The sequence below is a fragment of the Nocardioides nanhaiensis genome (assembly GCF_039542785.1).
Lineage (GTDB): Bacteria > Actinomycetota > Actinomycetes > Propionibacteriales > Nocardioidaceae > Nocardioides > Nocardioides nanhaiensis.
The window spans coordinates 263,626-282,317 of the sequence record NZ_BAABIM010000003.1 but is presented as its reverse complement, the minus strand read 5'-3'; the positions used below and the strand labels follow the sequence as shown (position 1 = coordinate 282,317).

The 18,692-nt window shown below is 74.0% G+C and carries 21 protein-coding genes; 5 read left to right on the top strand and 16 right to left on the bottom strand.

What is annotated here, in order from left to right; translation table 11 throughout:
* Positions 1–2 precede the first annotated feature (2 nt).
* The 12 genes from ABD948_RS15440 to ABD948_RS15385 all read right to left on the bottom strand — a co-directional run bounded on the left by ABD948_RS15440 (position 3) and on the right by ABD948_RS15385 (position 10,967).
* Positions 3–539, bottom strand: a complete 537-nt coding sequence (locus ABD948_RS15440; protein WP_345267395.1) for an adenine phosphoribosyltransferase — start codon at positions 537–539, stop codon at positions 3–5.
* Positions 540–543: 4 nt separating this feature from the next.
* Positions 544–1,827: a protein translocase subunit SecF gene (gene secF / locus ABD948_RS15435; RefSeq protein ID WP_345267393.1), complete on the bottom strand. Its 1,284-nt coding sequence runs from the start codon at positions 1,825–1,827 to the stop codon at positions 544–546.
* Positions 1,827–3,722 carry a protein translocase subunit SecD gene (gene secD, locus ABD948_RS15430; protein ID WP_345267391.1) on the bottom strand — a complete coding sequence of 632 codons (1,896 nt, stop codon included), beginning with the start codon at positions 3,720–3,722 and terminating at the stop codon, positions 1,827–1,829. The genes secF and secD overlap by 1 nt, the downstream gene beginning before the upstream one ends.
* A 1-nt stretch (position 3,723) precedes the next feature.
* The gene (gene yajC, locus ABD948_RS15425) at positions 3,724–4,044 is read right to left on the bottom strand and encodes a preprotein translocase subunit YajC (protein WP_345267389.1); all 321 of its coding nucleotides are present in this window, start codon (positions 4,042–4,044) and stop codon (positions 3,724–3,726) included.
* 150 nt (positions 4,045–4,194) lie between these two features.
* Entirely contained in the window at positions 4,195–5,265 is a 1,071-nt protein-coding gene (gene ruvB, locus ABD948_RS15420) for a Holliday junction branch migration DNA helicase RuvB (protein ID WP_425576605.1), read from the bottom strand.
* Between the two features lie 11 nt (positions 5,266–5,276).
* Complete coding sequence (gene ruvA / locus ABD948_RS15415) at positions 5,277–5,870, bottom strand: Holliday junction branch migration protein RuvA (RefSeq protein ID WP_345267387.1); 594 nt, start codon at positions 5,868–5,870, stop codon at positions 5,277–5,279.
* Positions 5,867–6,373, bottom strand: a complete 507-nt coding sequence (locus tag ABD948_RS15410; RefSeq protein ID WP_425576623.1) for a crossover junction endodeoxyribonuclease RuvC — start codon at positions 6,371–6,373, stop codon at positions 5,867–5,869. The genes ruvA and ABD948_RS15410 overlap by 4 nt, the downstream gene beginning before the upstream one ends.
* Before the next feature lie 151 nt (positions 6,374–6,524).
* Complete coding sequence (locus ABD948_RS15405; RefSeq protein ID WP_345267383.1) at positions 6,525–7,292, bottom strand: YebC/PmpR family DNA-binding transcriptional regulator; 768 nt, start codon at positions 7,290–7,292, stop codon at positions 6,525–6,527.
* Positions 7,293–7,336: 44 nt separating this feature from the next.
* Entirely contained in the window at positions 7,337–8,008 is a 672-nt protein-coding gene (pdxT, locus tag ABD948_RS15400) for a pyridoxal 5'-phosphate synthase glutaminase subunit PdxT (protein ID WP_345267381.1), read from the bottom strand.
* Between the two features lie 43 nt (positions 8,009–8,051).
* Complete coding sequence (locus ABD948_RS15395) at positions 8,052–9,380, bottom strand: MinD/ParA family ATP-binding protein (protein ID WP_345267379.1); 1,329 nt, start codon at positions 9,378–9,380, stop codon at positions 8,052–8,054.
* A 139-nt stretch (positions 9,381–9,519) separates the two neighbouring features.
* Positions 9,520–10,173: a class F sortase gene (locus ABD948_RS15390; protein WP_345267377.1), complete on the bottom strand. Its 654-nt coding sequence runs from the start codon at positions 10,171–10,173 to the stop codon at positions 9,520–9,522.
* Positions 10,170–10,967 carry a DUF4397 domain-containing protein gene (locus ABD948_RS15385; RefSeq protein ID WP_345267375.1) on the bottom strand — a complete coding sequence of 266 codons (798 nt, stop codon included), beginning with the start codon at positions 10,965–10,967 and terminating at the stop codon, positions 10,170–10,172. Before ABD948_RS15385 ends, ABD948_RS15390 begins: the two co-directional genes overlap by 4 nt.
* Positions 10,968–11,071: 104 nt before the next feature.
* On the opposite strand from ABD948_RS15385, the gene ABD948_RS15380 reads away from it, so the two are divergent.
* Both ABD948_RS15380 and ABD948_RS15375 read left to right on the top strand, forming a co-directional pair.
* Positions 11,072–11,848 carry a hypothetical protein gene (locus tag ABD948_RS15380; protein WP_345267374.1) on the top strand — a complete coding sequence of 259 codons (777 nt, stop codon included), beginning with the start codon at positions 11,072–11,074 and terminating at the stop codon, positions 11,846–11,848.
* On the top strand, positions 11,845–12,753 hold the full coding sequence (locus ABD948_RS15375) for a hypothetical protein (protein ID WP_345267372.1): 909 nt from the start codon (positions 11,845–11,847) through the stop codon (positions 12,751–12,753). The genes ABD948_RS15380 and ABD948_RS15375 overlap by 4 nt, the downstream gene beginning before the upstream one ends.
* A gap of 7 nt (positions 12,754–12,760) precedes the next feature.
* Here ABD948_RS15375 and ABD948_RS15370 read toward each other — a convergent pair whose 3' ends face one another.
* Both ABD948_RS15370 and ABD948_RS15365 read right to left on the bottom strand, forming a co-directional pair.
* Positions 12,761–14,203 carry a dihydrolipoyl dehydrogenase family protein gene (locus ABD948_RS15370; protein ID WP_345267370.1) on the bottom strand — a complete coding sequence of 481 codons (1,443 nt, stop codon included), beginning with the start codon at positions 14,201–14,203 and terminating at the stop codon, positions 12,761–12,763.
* A 38-nt stretch (positions 14,204–14,241) separates the two neighbouring features.
* Entirely contained in the window at positions 14,242–15,081 is an 840-nt protein-coding gene (locus ABD948_RS15365; RefSeq protein ID WP_345267368.1) for a DUF1206 domain-containing protein, read from the bottom strand.
* Between the two features lie 94 nt (positions 15,082–15,175).
* Here ABD948_RS15365 and ABD948_RS15360 point away from each other — a divergent pair, with 94 nt between their 5' ends.
* The 3 genes from ABD948_RS15360 (at position 15,176) to ABD948_RS15350 (ending at position 17,017) form a co-directional block, all read left to right on the top strand.
* Positions 15,176–15,508 (top strand): hypothetical protein, encoded by a 333-nt coding sequence (locus ABD948_RS15360; RefSeq protein ID WP_345267366.1) that lies wholly within the window; start codon positions 15,176–15,178, stop codon positions 15,506–15,508.
* 77 nt (positions 15,509–15,585) lie between these two features.
* Complete coding sequence (locus ABD948_RS15355; RefSeq protein ID WP_345267364.1) at positions 15,586–16,599, top strand: hypothetical protein; 1,014 nt, start codon at positions 15,586–15,588, stop codon at positions 16,597–16,599.
* Positions 16,600–16,639: 40 nt separating this feature from the next.
* Positions 16,640–17,017, top strand: coding sequence for a hypothetical protein (locus tag ABD948_RS15350; RefSeq protein WP_345267362.1), 378 nt, complete (start codon positions 16,640–16,642; stop codon positions 17,015–17,017).
* A 15-nt stretch (positions 17,018–17,032) separates the two neighbouring features.
* Here ABD948_RS15350 and ABD948_RS15345 read toward each other — a convergent pair whose 3' ends face one another.
* On the bottom strand, positions 17,033–17,914 hold the full coding sequence (locus ABD948_RS15345; protein WP_345267360.1) for an SDR family oxidoreductase: 882 nt from the start codon (positions 17,912–17,914) through the stop codon (positions 17,033–17,035).
* Between the two features lie 25 nt (positions 17,915–17,939).
* The gene (locus ABD948_RS15340) at positions 17,940–18,689 is read right to left on the bottom strand and encodes an SDR family oxidoreductase (protein WP_345267358.1); all 750 of its coding nucleotides are present in this window, start codon (positions 18,687–18,689) and stop codon (positions 17,940–17,942) included.
* Positions 18,690–18,692 lie beyond the last annotated feature (3 nt).

Sequence of the window (18,692 nt, the reverse complement as noted above, 5' to 3'; positions counted from 1 at the left end):
GGTCAGACGGTGGTCAGCGCCGTCACGGTCAGGTCGCCGGCGGTCTCGCGCCCGGGCAGGAAGCCCAGCTCCATGAGCACCGCCAGGCCCGTGACGACACCACCGCAGCGCTCCACGAGCTCGCGGGTGGCGGCCACCGTGCCGCCGGTGGCGAGCACGTCGTCGACCAGGAGCACGCGCTGTCCGGGGGCGACGCCGTCGCGGTGGATCTCGAGCGTCGCCTCGCCGTACTCCAGCGCGTAGGAGATCTCGTGGGTCTCCCGCGGCAGCCGGCCCACCTTGCGCACCGGCACCAGTCCGACACCGAGCGCGAGCGCCACCGGGGCGGCGAGGATGAACCCGCGCGCCTCCATGCCCACCACGGCGTCGACGACGACCGCACCGGCCTCGTCGCGACCGGCCGCCGCCAGCGCCTCCACCACCGCGGCGAACCCCTCGGGGTGCGCCAGCAGCGGGGTGATGTCCTTGAAGACGATGCCGGGCTCGGGGTGGTCGGGCACGTCGAGCACCAGCTCGCGCAGCGCGGTCGCGGCGTCCACGGCGCTACGGCTTCTTGCGCTCGGACTTGCTGGTGCGACTGGGCTGCTGACGCCCGGACGCACGGCTCTCGCCCACCTCGCGACGCGGTGAGGGCGCCGTGCGCCCGCGACCCATCGGCTCGGATCCCGCGGTGCCGCGCGGCGCCGTCGGCCTGGTGGGGGAGGCACCGGCACGCGGCCGCTCCTCCTCCTCGGGCATCGGCTCGCCGAGCGCCTCGTAGAGCTCGGCCTCCTCGTCGCGCTCCTGCACCGGCAGGTCGTCGGCGAAGCTGGGCACCGAGGCGTAGCGGTCGGCGTTGTTGCGGGCACGGGCCTGGGCGCGGGCGTCCTTGGCCTGGACGTCGTCCTCGGTGCCCTTGAGGTGCACCAGCACGCGCGGCGCCAGGCAGACCGAGGAGTAGACACCGACGGCCATGCCGACGAACTGCGAGAGCGCGAGGTCCTGCAGCGAGCTGGCACCGAGCAGCACGGCACTCACGAACAGGATGGCGCCGATCGGGATCAGCGCCACCAGACCGGTGTTGATCGAGCGCACCAGCGTCTGGTTGACGGCGAGGTTGGCGGCGTCGGAGTAGGACTGGTCGGCGCGCCGGAGCTCCTGGGTGTTCTCGCGCACCTTGTCGAAGACGACGACCGTGTCGTAGAGCGAGAAGCCCAGGATCGCGAGCAGACCGGTGACCGCCGACGGCGTGACCGGGAAGCCGGAGAGCGCGTAGATGCCGATCGTGATCGCGATGTCGTGCACCAGTGCCACGAGCGCGGCGACCGACATCTTCCACTCGCGGAAGTAGAGCGCGATGAAGACGCAGACGAGCGCCAGGAAGATGGCCACACCGATCGCGGCACGTTGCCCGACCTCGGCTCCCCAGCTGGCGCCGATCTCGGTCTGGGAGATGTCCTGCTCGGGGTCGGTGACGTCGACGGTGTCGGTGATGACGCCCTCGAGCTGCTCGCCCTCCTCGATCGTGAGGTCCTCGGTCTGCACCAGCAGCGCGTTGCCGGCGGTGGTGACCGTGGGGGTGCCGGTGCCCGAGATGCCGGAGTCGGCAACGGCGACGCGCAGGTCGTCGGCCTTCGCCTGGTCGGCCTCGCCGGAGGGCAGCGTCACGGTGAACTGGGAGCCACCGGTGAACTCGATGCCGAAGTTGAGGCCCTTGCCCAGCGTGATGGCCATGCAGACAGCCACCAGCAGGATGCTGATGCCGTACCAGAGCCGCTTGCGCTCGACGAAGTCGATCGAGCGGCCACCCTGGTAGAGGTCGTTGCCGAGGCGTGAGAACTTGCCCATCAGGCCCTGCCTCCTGCCGGGACGCGGTCGGTGCGCACACGCTCGGTGTCCACCCGGTCGATGCCCAGCGACTCGGGGCTGAGGCCGGACATCCGGCCCCCGCCGTTGAAGAACTTGTAGCGGGCCAGGTAGCTGACCATCGGCTTGGTGAACCAGAACAGCACGGCGAGGTCGATCAGGGTGGAGAGGCCCAGCGCGAAGCCGAAGCCCTTCACCGCACCGGTCGCGAAGATGTAGAGCACCGCGGCCGAGAGCAGCGAGACCGTGTTGGCGGCCAGTCGCGTGACCTTGGCCCGCTTCCAGCCGGTCTCGACGGCGACCCGCATGGACTTGCCCTCGCGCATCTCGTCCCTGATCCGTTCGAAGAACAGGATGAAGGAGTCGGCGGTGACACCGACGGCGATGATGAAGCCCGCGATGCCGGGCAGCGTGAGCGTGAAGCCCGCCGTCTCGCTGAGCAGCAGCACGAGCGCGTAGGTGATGAGCGCGGCCACCGCCAGCGACCCGAGCACCACGATGCCGAGACCGCGGTAGTAGAGCAGGCAGTAGAGCATCACGAGCCCGAGGCCGAAGGCACCCGCGTAGAGGCCGGCGGTGAGCTGGTCACCCGCGAGCGAGGGGCCGACGGTCTCGGAGGTGACGTCGTCCTGGAAGGCGATCGGCAGCGCGCCGAACTTCAGGCTGGTGGCCAGGTCGTTGGCGGTGGCCTCGGTGAAGTTGCCGCTGATCTGCGCCTGGCCGTTGGTGATCACGCCCTCCATGTAGGGGGCCGAGATCACCGAGCCGTCGAGGACGATCGCGAACTGGTCGCACTCGGCTCCGCCACCGGGGCACACGATCTGGCGCGAGATGTCGGCGAACGCCTCGCGGCCCTGGCCGCCCAGCTCGAGGCTGACGACCCACTGGACCTCGTTCTGCGGGATGCCGGCGCTGGCGGAGGTGAGCTCGGTGCCCTCGATGACGGCGGGGCTGAGCAGGTACTTGGTGGAGGGCTGCGCGGCCTGGCGGCCGGTGGCTTCCTCGGGCGGGCTGCACGAGACCAGCGGCTGGTTCGGGTCGTCGACGACCGGGACCGCCTGGCCCTCGGCGTCGAGCAGCTGACCCTCGGGGCTGCAGGTGTAGGAGTTGAAGAGCTCCACGGCCTCCCCGGTGGGGGCCCGCATGTACTCCAGACCCTCCTCGACGCTGGCCGAGCCCTGCGCGTCGGGCACGACGGTCTCGCCGGCCGAGGGACTGGCGTCGCCGCTCGGGCTGGCCTCACCGGTCGGACTGGCCTCACCGGTCGGGCTGGCCTCACCGGTCGGACTGGCGGAGTCCGCGGGGCTCGCCGGGGCGGACGGCGTGGTCTCGCCCAGGTTCAACGGCGCACGGTTGCTGGTACCGCCATCCTGCTGGCCGCCCTGGTTCTGCTGGCCCTGCTGGCCCTGCTGGCCCTGCTGGCCGTCCTGGCCGGCCGGGGGCAGCTGCCCGGTGAGGTCACCGAGCTGGGAGGGGTCGATGGCGCCGGCGGCGCCGCCGCCGCAGCGCTCGGGCTCGAAGTCCGTGCACGCCACCATCCGGAAGCGCAGCTGGGCCTGCCGCTGCACGACCTCGATCAGGTCGCGACGGCGCTGCCCGGGGATCTCGACGATGACGAACTGACCGCTCTGGGTGGTCACCTCGGCCTCGCTCACGCCCGAGCCGTTGACGCGCTGGTCGATGATCGAGCGGGCCTCGTCGAGGCTCTCGCCGTCGGGGTTGCCGCTCGCGGTCAACGTGATCCGGGTGCCGCCCTGCAGGTCCAGACCGAGCTCGGGGCGCCAGCTGCCCGCCAGCGCCACCAGGCCGTACAGGATGCCCAGCGAGATCCCGAAGATCACCAGGGTGCGCCCGGGGCGCAGCGGTCGGCGCGCCATCTCAGAGCTCCTCGGTGCCGAGCGGCCGCTCGGGGGTCGCGGCCGTGCCGCCGGTCACGTCCGCGCGCGGGACGACATTGCCGATGGCCGCGCGCACCACCTCGAGCACCACACCGTCGGCGACCTCGACGCGGACGCGGTCCTCCTCGAGGGTGCGCAGCGTGCCGAAGATGCCGGAGGTGAGCATCACCTCGTCACCGACCTGCAGGGAGTCCTGCATCCGGACGGTGGCCTTCTGGCGGCGCTGGGCCGGCCGGATGACCAGCAACCAGAAGAGCAGCACGATGCCCACCAGGGGCAACAGGGAGGCGAGCTCCTGCACGACGAAACCTCTCGAGACGCGACGAAAGAACACGGCTGCGGCGCACACACCGGCGCGCGACCAGGCCGACGGGTCAGTGTAGACACGAGGGTGGCCCAGGCCACGATCGGGGACCTCGTCCCCGGACGCCTCGGTGAGGCGTCCCGCGACCTACTCGTCGAACAACGACACGTCGCCGGCGATGGTTCCCGCCGGGGGCACCAGACCCAGGTGCGCCCAGGCCGCCGGCGTCGCGACGCGCCCGCGCGGCGTGCGCGCCAGGAAGCCGTTGCGCACCAGGAACGGCTCGGCCACCTCCTCGACGGTCTCGCGCTCCTCGCCCACCGCCACGGCGAGGGTGGAGAGCCCCACGGGTCCGCCGCCGAAGCGCCGGCACAGCACGTCGAGGACGCCGCGGTCGAGGCGGTCGAGCCCTAGGCGGTCGACCTCGTAGAGCTCCAGCGCCGCCGACGCGCACACGGCGTCGACGACGCCCTGCGCCCGCACCTGGGCGTAGTCGCGGACCCGGCGCAGCAGCCGGTTGGCGATGCGCGGGGTCCCGCGCGAGCGCGAGGCGATCTCGGCGGTGCCCTCGGCCGTGGCCTCCACCCCGAGCAGCCCCGCGGAGCGCTGCACGATCAGGTCGAGCTCGTCGGGCTCGTAGAACTCCAGGTGACCGGTGAAGCCGAACCGGTCGCGCAGCGGCCCCGGCAGCAGGCCGGCCCGCGTGGTGGCGCCCACGAGCGTGAACGGCGGGATCTCCAGCGGGATCGCCGTGGCCCCGGGGCCCTTGCCGATGACGACGTCGACCCGGAAGTCCTCCATCGCCATGTAGAGCATCTCCTCGGCGGGGCGCGACATCCGGTGGATCTCGTCGACGAAGAGCACGTCGCCCTCGTTCATGCCCGAGAGGATCGCGGCGAGGTCGCCGGCGTGGGTGATCGCCGGGCCGCTGGTGAGTCGCAGCGGCGCGGTCATCTCGGCGGCGATGATCATGGCCAGCGTGGTCTTGCCGAGCCCCGGGGGCCCGGAGAGCAGCACGTGGTCGGGGGCGCGCCCACGGCGGCGGGCCGCCTCGAGCACGAGTCCCAGCTGGTCGCGCACCCGCTGCTGGCCCACCACCTCGCCGAGGGTCTTGGGGCGCAGCGCGGCCTCGACGGCGCGCTCGTCGCCGTCGGCCTCGGCGGCGGTCAGGGAGCGCAGGTGCGCGTCCTCCACCGCCTCCAGCTCGTCCTCGTGCACGCGCGGCCTGCTCAGGCCCGGCTCAGCGACTGCAGCGCGGCGCGCAGCAGGGCGGCGACGTCGGGCACCGGACCGGCGGTCTCGGCGACGGCCGCGCAGGCCTTCTCGGCGTCCTTGGCCGACCAGCCCAGGCCCACCAGGCCCTGGGTGACCTGCTCGCGCCACGGCTCGGTGGCCGCGGCGGCCGGCTGCTGCACCCCGGTGACCGGCCCGATGCGGTCCTTGAGCTCCAGGATGATGCGCTGGGCACCCTTCTGCCCGATGCCGGGCACGCGGGTGAGGGTCTTGACGTCGTCCGCGGCGATCGCGGTGCGCAGGTCGTCGGGGCTGAGCACCGCGGTGATCGCCTGGGCGACCTTGGGGCCCACGCCCGAGGCGGTCTGCACGAGCTCGAAGATCGAGCGCTCGTCGTCGTCGCGGAAGCCGAACACCGTGAGCGAGTCCTCGCGGACCACCATGCTGGTGGGCAGGGTGGCCTCCTGGCCCACGCGCAACCCGGCCAGCGTGCCGGGGGTGCACATCACCTCCACGCCGAGGCCGCCGACCTCGACGACGGCGCTGGTGAGGGTGAGGGCCGCGACGCGGCCGCGGACGAAGGCGATCATCGGGGGCTCCTCGTGGGGGTCCGGTTGGCGCCGGTGCCGGCTGCGGCGAGCGCGGCGTCGATGCGCGCCTGCGCTCCCCCGCGCCAGATGTGGGTGATGGCCAGCGCCAGCGCGTCGGCGGCGTCAGCGGGCTTGGGAGGTGCGTCCAGGCGCAGGATCCGGGTGATCATGGCCCCGACCTGCGCCTTGTCGGCGCGACCGTTGCCCGAGACCGCGGCCTTGACCTCGCTCGGGGTGTGCAGGGCGACCGGCAGCCCGCGCCGCGCCGCGACCACCAGCGCGATGCCGCTGGCCTGGGCGGTGCCCATGATGGTGCTGGAGTCGGAGCGGGCGAAGACGCGCTCGACGGCGACGGCGTCGGGGGCGTGCTCCTCGATCCAGGCCTCCACGCCCTTCTCGATGGTGACCAGCCGCTGAGCCACCGGCACCTGTGCGGAGGTGCGCAGCACGTTGACGTCGACCAGGGTGAGCGGGCGGCCCACCGTGCCCTCGACGACGCCCATGCCGCAGCGGGTCAGGCCGGGGTCGATGCCGAGCACGCGCACAGCAGGGCTCCTCGCAAGGTGGTGGCAGGTCGGCACACGAGCGGGTCGAACGTGTGTTCGCAGACCACGCTAGCCGCCGGCGCCGACACCTCCCGGGGCGACACGCCGGTCACCCGGCGTCGAGCGCCGCCATCACCTCGTCGGGGACCTCGTGGTTGGCGTAGATCTCCTGCACGTCGTCGAGATCCTCGAGCACGTCGATGAGGCGGAAGAGCTTGGCGGCCGCGTCGGCGTCGAGGGCCACCTTGTTGTCGGGCACGAAGGAGGCCTCGGCGGAGTCGTAGTCGATGCCGGCGGTCTGCAGCGCCGTGCGCACGTCGACCAGGTCGGTGGCCTCCGAGAGCACCTCGAAGGCGCCGTCGAGGTCCTGCACGTCGTCGGCGCCGGCCTCGAGGGTGGCCTCGAGCAGGTCGTCCTCGGTGACCGTGCGGCCCTCCTGCTCGGCCGGGACGACCACCACACCCTTGCGGTGGAAGAGGAAGGAGACCGAGCCGGGGTCGGCCAGCGAGCCGCCGTTGCGGCTCATCGCGGTGCGCACCTCCATGGCGGCACGGTTCTTGTTGTCGGTGAGGCACTCGATGAGCAGCGCGACGCCCGCCGGGCCGTAGCCCTCGTACATGATCGTCTGGTAGTCGGCGCCGCCGGTGTCCTCACCCGAGCCGCGCTTGACCGCCCGGTCGATGTTGTCGTTGGGCACCGAGCTCTTCTTGGCCTTCTGGATGGCGTCGTAGAGCGTCGGGTTGCCGCTGGGGTCGCCGCCGCCCATGCGCGCGGCCACCTCGACGTTCTTGATGAGCTTGGCGAACATCTTGCCGCGCTTGGCGTCGACGACCGCCTTCTTGTGCTTGGTGGTCGCCCACTTGGAGTGGCCGGACATGCGCGCCCCTACTTCCCGTCTCGGACTTCTCGAGCTACCCGCCGTCAGGCCGGGGCCGCGGGTGCGGCCTGCCTGCCGGTGACCATCGCGACGAACAACCGGTGCACCCGGTGGTCGCCGCCCACCTCGGGGTGGAAGGACGTCGCCAGCAGCGCGCCCTGACGGACGGCGACGATCCTACCCGCGGCCTCCCCCGCTCCCGGGTCACCCGGTGGGTCGGCCGCCTCGACCCGCGCGAGCACCTCGACGCCCGAGCCGGCCTCCTCGACCCACGGCGCCCGGATGAACACCGCGGGCACCGGGCCCTCGACACCCTGCACCTGGACGGTCCCCTCGAAGGAGTCGACCTGGCGGCCGAAGGCGTTGCGCCGCACCGTGACGTCGAGGCCGCCGACGGTCTGCTGGCCGGGAGCGCCGTCCAGCACCCGGTCGGCGAGCAGGATCATCCCCGCGCAGGTGCCCAGCACGGGCAGGCCCCCGCGGATCCGCCCGCGGAGCGGCTCGAGCAGGTCGAAGGTGCGCAGCAGGCGCACCATCGTGGTCGACTCCCCGCCGGGTAGCACCAGGCCGTCCACCGCCTCCAGCTCCGACGGCCGCCGCACCCGGGCGGCCCGGGCACCGGCCGCCTCGAGGGCGACGAGGTGCTCGCGCACGTCGCCCTGCAGGGCCAGGACGCCGACCAGCGGCGGAGCGGGCAGGTCGGGGGACGTGGACACGATCCGCGAGCCTAGCGAGCGCGTCCCACCGGCCGCCGCCCCCTCAGAGCGCCGAGGCCATCCCGGCGCAGGCCCGCAGCCACGACATGCGCGTGGCTGCGGAGAGCTGGGCGTAGGGGATCACCGACCCTGCCACCAGCACCGGGTCGTAGGGCACCCGGTAGACCGCGCGGGTGCGCTGCTCGTAGACCGAGGTCAGGTCGGCGGCCAGCTTGGCGTCGACCTGCGGCGAGGGGTCGGAGAGCACCGTGACCGTCTTGTACTTCAGGTTCTGGTAGCCCGCGTCCTGCAGCGCGTCGAGCATCCACAGGCCGCTGTAGCCGGTGTCCTCGCGCACCGTGCTGGTGACGACGAGCAGGTCGGCGGCGTCGGCGGAGGCGAGCCAGTTCTCGGCGCGCATGTTGTTGCCGGTGTCGACCAGGATGATCCGGTAGAAGCGCTCGAGCAGCTTGTGCACCTCGTTGAAGTCCGCGGCGCGGATGGTGCCGGTGACGTCGGGGCGCTCGTCGGAGGCCAGCACGTCGAAGTGCGCGTCGCCCTGGGAGCGCACGAACGCCCCGAGGTCGCCGATGCGCGACTGGTAGACGTCCTTGAAGCGCTCGAGGTCCTCGAGCAGCTCGCGGGTGGTGTTGCGGTGGGCGCTGCGGGTGCCGCGGATGCCGAGGGTGCCGCGGGTCTCGTTGTTGTCCCACGCCACGACGCCGCCGCCCCGGACGGTGCCGAACGTGTAGCCGGCCGCCAGCACGCCCGTGGTCTTGGCGGCGCCGCCCTTGGGGTTGATGAAGGCGATCGTGCGCGGGCCGTCGAAGTCCTTCTGGATCAGCGCCCGGTCGTTCTGGAAGGCGAGCTCCTTGGGGCCCATCCTCGGGCGGATCGCGCCACCGCTCCAGCGGCGCACCCTGCCCCGCCAGCCCCAGGTGGCCGGGCCGAGCTCGACGTGGGCGTCACGGCGGTCCAGGAAGTCGGTGGCCGACATGTAGCGGCCCTGCTCCTGCTCCTCCAACGGCGGCACCGCCACGCCGGGGCGCCCCGAGCCGGTGGTGGGCGGCGGCGTGGCCGGAGGCGCCGTGGGCGGCGAGCTCGGCGGCGGGGGCGGCGCGAACGACGACGCGGGCGGTGCAGCCGGGGGTGCTGCCGGTGCGGCTGCCGGAGGGGCTGCCGGCGGGGCCGCGGGGGGCGGCGTCGTCGGACCGCCCGTGGTGTCGGGCAGGGGGTCGCTCAGGGGGTCGCCCGCGACCTTCGCGGGTCGCTCGGTGGTGTGGACCGGCTCCTCACCCGGGTCGGGCGCCCAGGGTGACCCCTCGCCGACGGCCGGCCGCTCGCCCGTGTCGTCGGTGCCGGGACTGCTGGGATCCTGCGGCCACTGGCTCATCGGTGCCATCCCCTCGGGGTCTGTCGTGCGGTGGTGCGACCGTCCTCGCGACGGCGCACGTCGTCCTGAGCATTACCCACGCGCTGCCACCGGAAACCGACGGGTTCTCCCGGCCCGGCGCATCGGCCCAGGGATCGGGTCAGCGGGCCGGGCCCACGGGCTCGGCCACGACCACCAGGTTGCTGTCGTACCCCTCACCCGGTGTGAAGCTCCCCGAGCAGGTGATGAGCACCAGGCGGTGCGGGCCGGTCTGGTCCAGGACGCCCGCGGTGGTGGCCAGCGACTGCTTGTCGAGCGTGCGCACGGAGGTGACCCGGTAGACGGCCCGCCGGGCGCCTGCGCGCAGGGTGACCTGCTCCCCCGGCCGGACGTCGAGCAGCCGGGCGAAGTAGCCCAGCCCGGCGGTAGCCGAGTCGACGTGACCGGCCACCACGGTGCTGCCGAAGGGGTCGCCGGCGGCGGCACTGCCGTCCCACCACCCGACGTGACGCACGTCCTCGGGCACGACCAGCTCGCCCGCGCGGGTCGTGGCCGGACGCACCGGCGCGCGGGCGCCGTCGGGCAGCACGACCGCCTGCGGCGCGAAGGTGACCCGCTGGGAGGCGGCCGTGCGCCCCTCGCGGGCCGGCGCCGGTGTGGGGCCGGCGCCGTCGGGCGCGGTGTCGGGCGTCCTCCCGGACGGGCCGGGCGAGGTGGCGGTCCCGGACCGGGCGTCGGGTGTGGTCGCGGGTGCGCCGCAGCCCGCCGTGGCCGCGGACAGCAGTGCCGCGACGACGAGGGCGCGTGCCCTCACCGGAGCAGGGCCAGCGACCTGACGGGCTCCCAGGCCGTGCCGTGGGCGGGGGTCGCGCCCACCGCCTGGCCGCCGCTGCCCGTGTCGACCAGGTCGGGGGCCGCGGAGCCGCTGGTGGAGGTCGAGAGCACGTGGGTCGCCACGTTCATCGACTGGGCCTCGGGGTCGCCGACGGCGTAGACCTGCGTGACGGAGCCGCCGCGCACCTGCAGGTCCAGCGGCCCCAGCACCGCAGGTCCCTCCTGGCCGGTCGGCACGATGTCGACCGCGTAGGTGCCGGCCGGGACGACCACCTCGAGCGACTCGCCGTTGGCGACGTTGGCGAACAGCACCTCCCCGTCGACCCGGATGTCCGCGGGGGCCACGGCCGCGGTGTGGGCCACCGTCAGCCGCGACTTGCCGCGCGGCACGGCGGTGAGGTCGTTGTCGAAGACCGTGGTCACCGGCGGCGCGCTCGACGAGGTGGCCTGGTGCACGACGACGTCGTGGCTCTCGCCGGCAGCGGAGGTCACCGAGCTCTCGAGCACGACCTCGCCGTCGTCGGAGACGGTGAGGGTGCGGGCGCCCACCGGCACCTCGAAGGGGCCCACCACCTCGGATGTGGCGACGTCCTCGGCGACCGTCCGGCCGTCGACGACGACGTCGAGCGCCCGGTCGGGCAGTCCCTGCACGACGAAGAGCTCGGCGGTGGCCGGCGCCGACCCGGGCGCGGCCTGCGCCACGGTGGCCGCGACGGTCGTCGTGGCGACGCCGGCGGCCGCGGCCAGCGCGGCGACGAGCATGGAAGTCCTCATGTGGTGCCCTCCCCCAGGCATGCCGCAGTCCCTCCCCGGGCCACGGCTAGCATCCACGGTAGCCGAGGCTGTTTCACCGGCCGACCACGACGGGAGGGAGTGGGGTGGCGACGACGTCTGCGCGTCCCGGACTGCGCCGCGTGCTCGGTGTCCTGGTGGTGAGCATGCTGTTGCTCGGCGCGGTGGTCGTCAACCAGCGGGGCGAGCGGCTGCCGGCGACGGCCCCTGTCGCCGACCAGGACGGCGCGGCCGGGGCCGGCCCGGACGCGGTCGCGAACGGCCCGGTCTCGCCCTACCGCCCCACGGGCGGCGTCGCGCCCGTCGGGCCCGGGATGACCGAGCCCGGCGTCCTGGTGGTGGCCACCGCCGACGACACCGGGGTCGAGGTGCAGGAGTGGGTGCTGCTGCCCGAGTCGGAGACGACCCTCGACCTGGACGTGCCCGACGCCGCCTCGCTCGGTGTCCTCGCCGGGACCGCCGAGGTCCGCGCGGTCGACCTGGTGGTGGACGCCGATGGCGAGGCGGTGCCCGGCGCCCCGGGCGAGGTGTCGGCACCCACCACGCTCGACCTGGGTCGCCCGGTCGTGGCCGTCGCCCTGACCTACCGCCTGCTCGGCACGGCGGAGCGCAGCGCGCCCTCCTCCTCCGGACGCGCGCTGGCCGTCGTGGGCCCCCTGCTGAGCACCGGTGACCTGCCGGTGACCGTGGTGGCCCCCGGCGCGGGCGTGCTCAACCTGGCCTGTCCCGACGCCGAGGGCACGCTCGAGGCGTGTGCTGCCGGCGTGCCGCCGCTGCTGCGCACCGACGCGCCACGACCGCTGGACGAGGCGCTCGTCGCCGTGCAGCTGGACCTGGGTCCGGTCGCGGGGGGCACCTCGTGACGCCGCTCGAGGGGGGTCTGGGCGTGGCGGCGGTCGCGATCGGCTGCCTGACCTGGGCCGGCTACGTGCTGCTCGCCGGCACCGCGTCGTGCTGGCTGCTGCTCTGGCCGGGGGGCACCCGGCACCCACGGCTGACCCGGCTGGCCCTCGTGGGGGCCGCGGTGATGGGTTTGGGCACCCTGCTCGACCTCCTCCTGCGCACCGGCCCCGCCGGCCGGGCCCCGGGCGAGGTGCTGGACGCCGTCGGTGGCTCCGCGGTCCTGGTGCGGCTCGCGATCCTGGCCGGCGTCCTGTTCTTCTGGCCCGACCTCGTGGCCGGTCGCGCCCGCGGGTGGCGCCGCGGCGTCCTCGCCCTGGCCGTCGTGGGGCTGGCCGGCAGCCTGGTGGCCCGGCCAGGCCTGCCGGACGACCTCGCCGGCACCCTCACCCAGGTGGCGACGGCGGCGCACGTGCTGGCGCTGGCGGTGGGGCTCGGCGTCGTGCTGCTGCTGGTGGTGCTGGCCAGACCCGCCCCGGACGCGGCCGACGGCCCCGTCCTCGACGACCCCGACGACTACCCGGAGGGCGGCACCACGGGCGACCTCGCCGACGACCTGGTGGGCCCCGCCGCCTGGCTCGGCGCCGGAGCCCTGGGCGTGCTGGCGACCGGTCGCCTGCTGGAGGCGGCGCTCACCCGCGCGCTGCCGCTCGCGGTGCCGCTGCAGCTGCTGGCCGCCGCCGCCCTGCTGGCCGTGGGCCTCCGCGCCGCGCGGCGTCCGCTCGAGGCCGCAGGGGCGGCCCAGGCGCCCGGGGGCGGCACGCGCACGCGCACCAGCACCGCTCTCGTGGGGTTGGCCCCCGTGGTGCGGATCGTGCTGGCGCTCGCGGTCCTGGTGGTGCTGCTCGCCGCGGTGCTCGCGCGGTAGCCGCCGCTCAGGCCCCGTCCCGCAGCTGCCCCTGCAGGTCGGCCACGACGGTCGAGATCGCCCGGTGCATGGTCGGGAAGGCGTAGTGCATCGAGCCCAGCGTCGCCAGCGGCACCTCGGCGTGCACCGCGAGCGCCAGCAGGCCCAGCACCTCGCCCCCTGTGGGGCCCATCGAGGTCGCTCCCACGAGCACGCCGCGGTCGGCGTCGGCCACCAGCTTGATCAGACCCACGCCACCGGGGCCGTGCAGCCAGCCGCGGCTGGAGGAGGCGAGGTCGGTGTGGGCGGTCAGGACGCGGAGGCCGGCCGCGCGCGCCTGCTTCTCCGACATGCCCACCGAGCCGACCTCGGGGTCGGTGAAGGTGACCCGGGCGACCGCGCGGTAGTCGGCCCCCTGGAAGTCCTCGCCGTCCTGGCCCTCGGGCGCCAGCACGTCGCGGATCACGACGTCGCCCTGGTACATCGAGACGTGGGTGAAGGCGCCCTTGCCGGTGATGTCGCCGATCGCCCAGAGCCGCTCGCCCGCGCGCATCCGCTCGTCGACCTCGAGCGAGCGCGCGGTGGGGTCCAGCCCCACGGTCTCGAGGCCGACGTCGCGGATGGCCAGGCGGCGTCCGGCGGCGACGAGCAGCTGCTCGGAGGCGACCTCGCCACCGTCGGCCAGCGTCACGGTGAAGCCGGTCTCGTCGTGCCGCACGCGCTCGATGCCCACACCGCTGAGGATCGTGACGCCCTCCTCGGTGAGCACCTGCTCGAGGAGCGCGCTCGACTCGGGCTCCTCCGGACCGAGGATCCGCTCCCCCACCTCGAGCAGCGTGACGGCGACGCCGAACCGCGCGAAGACCTGGGTGAGCTCGCAGCCGATGGGGCCGCCCCCGATCACGGTGAGGCTCCCCGGCAGCTCGCGCACCTGCACGGCCTCGCGGTTGGTCCAGTAGGGCGTGCCGGCCAGCCCGTCGATCGGCAGCTCGGCGGGGTCGGTGCCGCAGTTGAGCACGACCCCACGGGTGGCGGTGAGGCGGCGCTCGCCGTCGTCGGTGGTGACGACGACGGTGCCCGTGCCGTCGAGACGACCGGTGCCGCGGACCAGCTCGACGCCGGCGTCGGTGAGGCGCTTCGCCGCGACGGCGTCGTCCCAGTCGTCGGTGGCCTCCTCGGAGATCCTGCGTGCGACCGGCGCGTAGTCGGGGTGCACCTCGGCCTGGCCGGCCAGGGTGTCGACGCGCCGCGCCTCGGCCAGCGTGTGGGCCGCGCGCAGCATCATCTTCGAGGGGATGCAGCCGTAGTAGGGGCACTCGCCGCCCACGAGGCGCTTCTCGACGCCGACCACGCGCAGCCCGGCCTGCGCCAGGCTCTGCGCCACGTGCTCGCCGCCGGGGCCCAGCCCCACCACCACGACGTCGACCTCGTCGACCTGCTCCACCCGCCGGGCTCCCGCGTTCTCGCTCATGCGATCAGCCTGCCAGGTGCCGCCGACGCCCGCGACGATCAGCGGGAGAGGTGGCGTGCCCAGGCGAAGCAGAACACCCCGAAGCAGGCGATCCCGACCCCGATGGCGCCGAGCAGCACCGGCCCGAAGGGCTGCTCGAGCACCTGGCGCAGCGCCTGGTCCAGGCCGCCGGACTCCTCGGCGTCGTGGGTGGCGGCGGCGTAGCAGAAGAGCGACCCCACCACACCGAGCGAGACGCCCTTGGCGCTGTAGCCGGCGCGGCCGAGCCAGGTGTAGGCGGTGCCCGTGTCACCGGTCGCGCCCGCCGCCTCGAGGTCGCGCAGGAAGCGGTCGGTGACGCCCTTGTAGACCAGGGCCGCACCGACGCCGACGATCCCCAGGCCCACGGCCCCGATGATCAGCTGCCCGCCGGGCCAGCCCATCACCTGGGCGGTCATCGAGTCGGTCTGCCTCTCGCCGCCACCACCGCCGTCACCGGCGGCCTTGCGGGCGGCACTGACGGCGATCACGGCGTAGACGACCGCCTTGCCGGCGGAGGTGACGCGCTTGCGCACCCGGTCGACGCCGTCGTGGGTGCGGTGGCCGAGCAGCGCCTCCAGCCCCTGCCAGAGCACCAGCAGGGCCATCCCGAGCGCCACGGCCCACACGATCACCGGTCCCAGGGGCTGCTCGAGCAGGGTCTGGATCGCGCCCGAGGTGGAGGTCGAGCCCTCCCGGTCGCCCAGCGCCAGCTGGAAGGCCAGCCATCCCAGCACCAGGTGCACGACGCCGTACGCCACCAGCCCCGCGCGAGCGAGGTGGTCGAGCGTCTCGCTGCCGTGCGCCTGCCGCGCCGTGCCCCTGGCCTTCGTCGCTGCCCGCTCGCCCGCTCCGCTCATGCCGCAGGGTCCCACACGTCGACACCGGGGCGCGCCCACCCGTCGGGGTGCCCGAGGTCGCCGTCCGGAGGTCCCGGTTCGGCACAATGACCCGGTGACCCGAGACCACCTGGACCCGCACGAGATCCCCGACGACGCCGGGGCGGGCAGGACCGCTGCCTTCATCGGCGAGGACGTCGCGCGCCAGCTGGTCGTGCGCCTGACGCTGTTCGTCGCGCTGCTGGGCGTGCTGGCCGGCGCGGCCACCGAGGCCGACCAGGGTGTGCGCACGGCGGCGATCGTCGTGGGGGTCGTCGGCGTGCTGGCGCTCCTGGTCAGCGCGCTCGCACGGTGGCGGCGCACGCGGCAGTGGGTGCTGACCCTCCTGGTGCTCGCCGCCAGCGGGTCCCTGCTCGCCGTCATGCTCGTGCAGCAGTCGTCGGCCTGACCGGTCCGCCGCCCCGTTTGGCGGGGCGCGAGCCGGGGAAGGGTGCCCCGCGACCGTTCGAGACGAGGAGACGAACCATGGCGGTAGCCGAGGAACGCACGCCGCAGGCCGGTGAGCTGGAGGTGCACCTGCCCGACATGCGCGGGTACTCCGGGCTCATCGACGCCATCGGCACCGACTGCGGGGCTCTCTCGGCGCAGGCTGAGACCTACTGCTCCAACGCGGACTTCGGCAAGATCCTGGAGGACCTCACCGCCGACTACGCGGCGCTCCTCCCGGTGCTCCACGACCTCCTGGCCGACCAGGAGACCTTGATGAAGGACTACGCGGTCGCCATCGACCAGCTCGTCGTCGACTACGAGACCACCGACGACGGCGTCGCCCGCGACTTCGGCGGCGACGGCATCACCGGCGGCTCCGGCACCAACAGCGCGAAGTTCGCCCAGGTCTCGCCCGTCGACTACCTCGCCACGCCGTACCCCTCCGAGAGCGACCTGCCCGAGGTGTCGTTCGGCTTCGTCTTCGACAAGCTCGCCTGGGCGCTGGAGAAGTTCTGCAACTGGGACGTGCGGGCGCAGGTCACCGACTGGATCGCCGGCGACGTCGTCGATGTCTCCACGCAGGCCAAGTGCTGGGAGATCATCGGCGAGCGCATCGGCGACACCCGCGACAACCTCGGCGAGGGACAGTCCCTGATCTTCCAGACCTGGAGCGGCCAGGCGGCCAACAGCCACGCCGCCTCCATGTACGGGTGGGACACCGCACTGGACGACCAGGCCACGGAGTTCCCCCAGCTGGGCGACTACCTGCGCCAGGTCGCCGAGGAGGCGGTCAACGTCGCGCAGCTCGTCGTCGACTGCATCCGCCTCGCCATCGACCTCATTCTCGGCGCCTGGTCGCTCATGTACGTGCCGATCGTGGGCCAGGCCCGCTTCATCAAGAAGGCGTGGGACGCCTACAAGCAGGCGAGCAGGGCCACCGCGTACCTGCGGATGCTCTGGTCGTTCCTGCGCACCGTGAAGGACTACTTCGTGGTGCTCTTCGACAAGCTCAACCCCGCGATCCTTCCGCCGGCTCCCCTGGCGGTCTGAGGTGAGCCGGCCCGGATCCGAGGACCCCCGACTCCGTCAGGTGGCCGAGGAGATAGCCGCGGCGCGCTCCGGTCTGCGCGACGCGGTCTCCGCGGCCCGGGCCGAGCTGGAGGCCCTGCGCCGCCAGCCCGTGTTCACCGAGGAAGAGAAGCGCCTGCTGCAGGAGACGGCGCAGCGCGGCGAGATGGGACCCCAGATGCGCGAGTTCTCCGAGGAGGTGCGGCGCGGCAACGCCGACTGGGAGTCGTTCATCCGTGACCGCGACCGCGACCCGGAGAGCCGCGGACTGCTGGAGGGCTTCATCCAGCGCAGCGAGGACCTGCACGCCGAGGAGGCCGCCGAGGCCTTCGCCGCCACCCCGCCCCCCGAGGACGTCGAGGACCCCCGGATCCCCGGGCAGGGGCCGACCGCGCGCTGAGCTCGCCGACGTCGCTCAGGCGCCGTAGACGGGCTCCGGATCGGGGGCCTCGGTGATCAGCTCGCGCAGCGCCGGACCGACCTCGGCGGCCTCCCAGCGGCGACCGAGGTCGCGGGCCGGGCCGTGCCGCCACCCGGTCTCCAGCGTCACGGTGCCGCCGTCGATCTCGATGACGCGACCGGTGACGTCGGCGGACTCGGCCGAGGCCAGCCACGCGACGATCGGCGAGTTGTCCTCGGGCAGCGCCATCGCGGAGGTGTCGAAGGCTCCCTCGGTCATCCGGGTGCGGGCCACCGGTGCGATCGCGTTGACCGTGACGCCGTAGCGCCCCATCTCCTGCGCGGCCACCAGGGTGAGCCCGGCGATGCCGGCCTTGGCCGCGGAGTAGGTCGCCTGCCCCACCGACCCCTGCAGCCCGGCGCCGGAGGAGGTGTTGACGACGCGGGCGGCGCGCTCGCGACCGGCCTTGGACTCCGCGCGCCAGTAGGCACCCGCGTGGCGCAGGGGTGCGAAGTGGCCCTTGAGGTGCACGCGCACCACGGCGTCCCACTCCTCCTCGGAGGTGTTGACGAGCATCCGGTCGCGCACGAAGCCGGCGTTGTTGACCAGCACGTCGAGGCCGCCGAAGGTCTCGATCGCCTGCTGCACCATCGCCTCGGCCTGCGCGAAGTCGGCGACGTCGGCGCCGTTGGCCACCGCCTCTCCCCCGGCCTCGCGGATCTCGGCCACCACCTGCTCGGCCGGCGACTCGCCCGTCCCCTCGCCGGCGAGCGAGACCCCGAAGTCGTTGACGACGACGCGCGCGCCGTGGCGCGCGAGCTCCAGCGCATGCGCGCGTCCGATGCCGCGTCCGGCGCCGGTCACGATCGCGACGCGTCCCTCCAACAGTCCCACCACGGTGCTCTCCTTGTTCTCTCGAGTGTCAGTCCACGTGCAGGAACACCGGCGGCTCGCCGCCGCCGTGGCAGGCGACGACGGCGCCCGAGACGTAGGAGGCCAGGTCGCTGGCCAGGAACGCGACGACGGCGCCGACCTCGGCGGGCCGCGCCATCCGGCGCAGCGGGATCGTGCGCTCGATGGCGGCCACGCGCGCGTCGCCGCCGTAGTGGTCGGTGGTGTGCTCGGTGCGGCACAGGCCGACGTCGACGGCGTTGACGCGCACCGCGGGACCCCACTCCATCGCCAACGAGGCGGTCAGGGAGTCGAGGCCGGCCTTGGCCGCGGCGTAGGCGGCGATGGTGGGGGCGGGGCGGTGCGCGGCGATCGACGAGATGTTGACGACCACACCCCCGCCGGCCTGCTGCGCCATGACGCCGTGGGCTGCCTGCGCGGCGGCCAGGGGTGCGAGCAGGTTCAGCCCGACGACGCGCTCGTGGAAGCGGGCGGAGGCGGTGGCAGCCTCGGTGGCCGGGGCGCCCCCGGCGTTGTTGACCAGCACGTCGAGCCGGCCGTGGTCGGCCGCGACATCGCGCACGAGCGCCTGCACGGCATCGGGGTCGCGCACGTCGCAGATCCGGTGGTCGGCCGCCGGGCCGTCGGGCGCCTCGCCACGACCGCAGGTGACGACGGTGGCGCCGGCCTGCTGCAGGGCCTCGGTGATGCCGCGACCGATGCCCTTGGCGCCGCCGGTCACCAGGGCGACGCGCGCGTACAGGTCGAGCTCGAGGGGCATGGC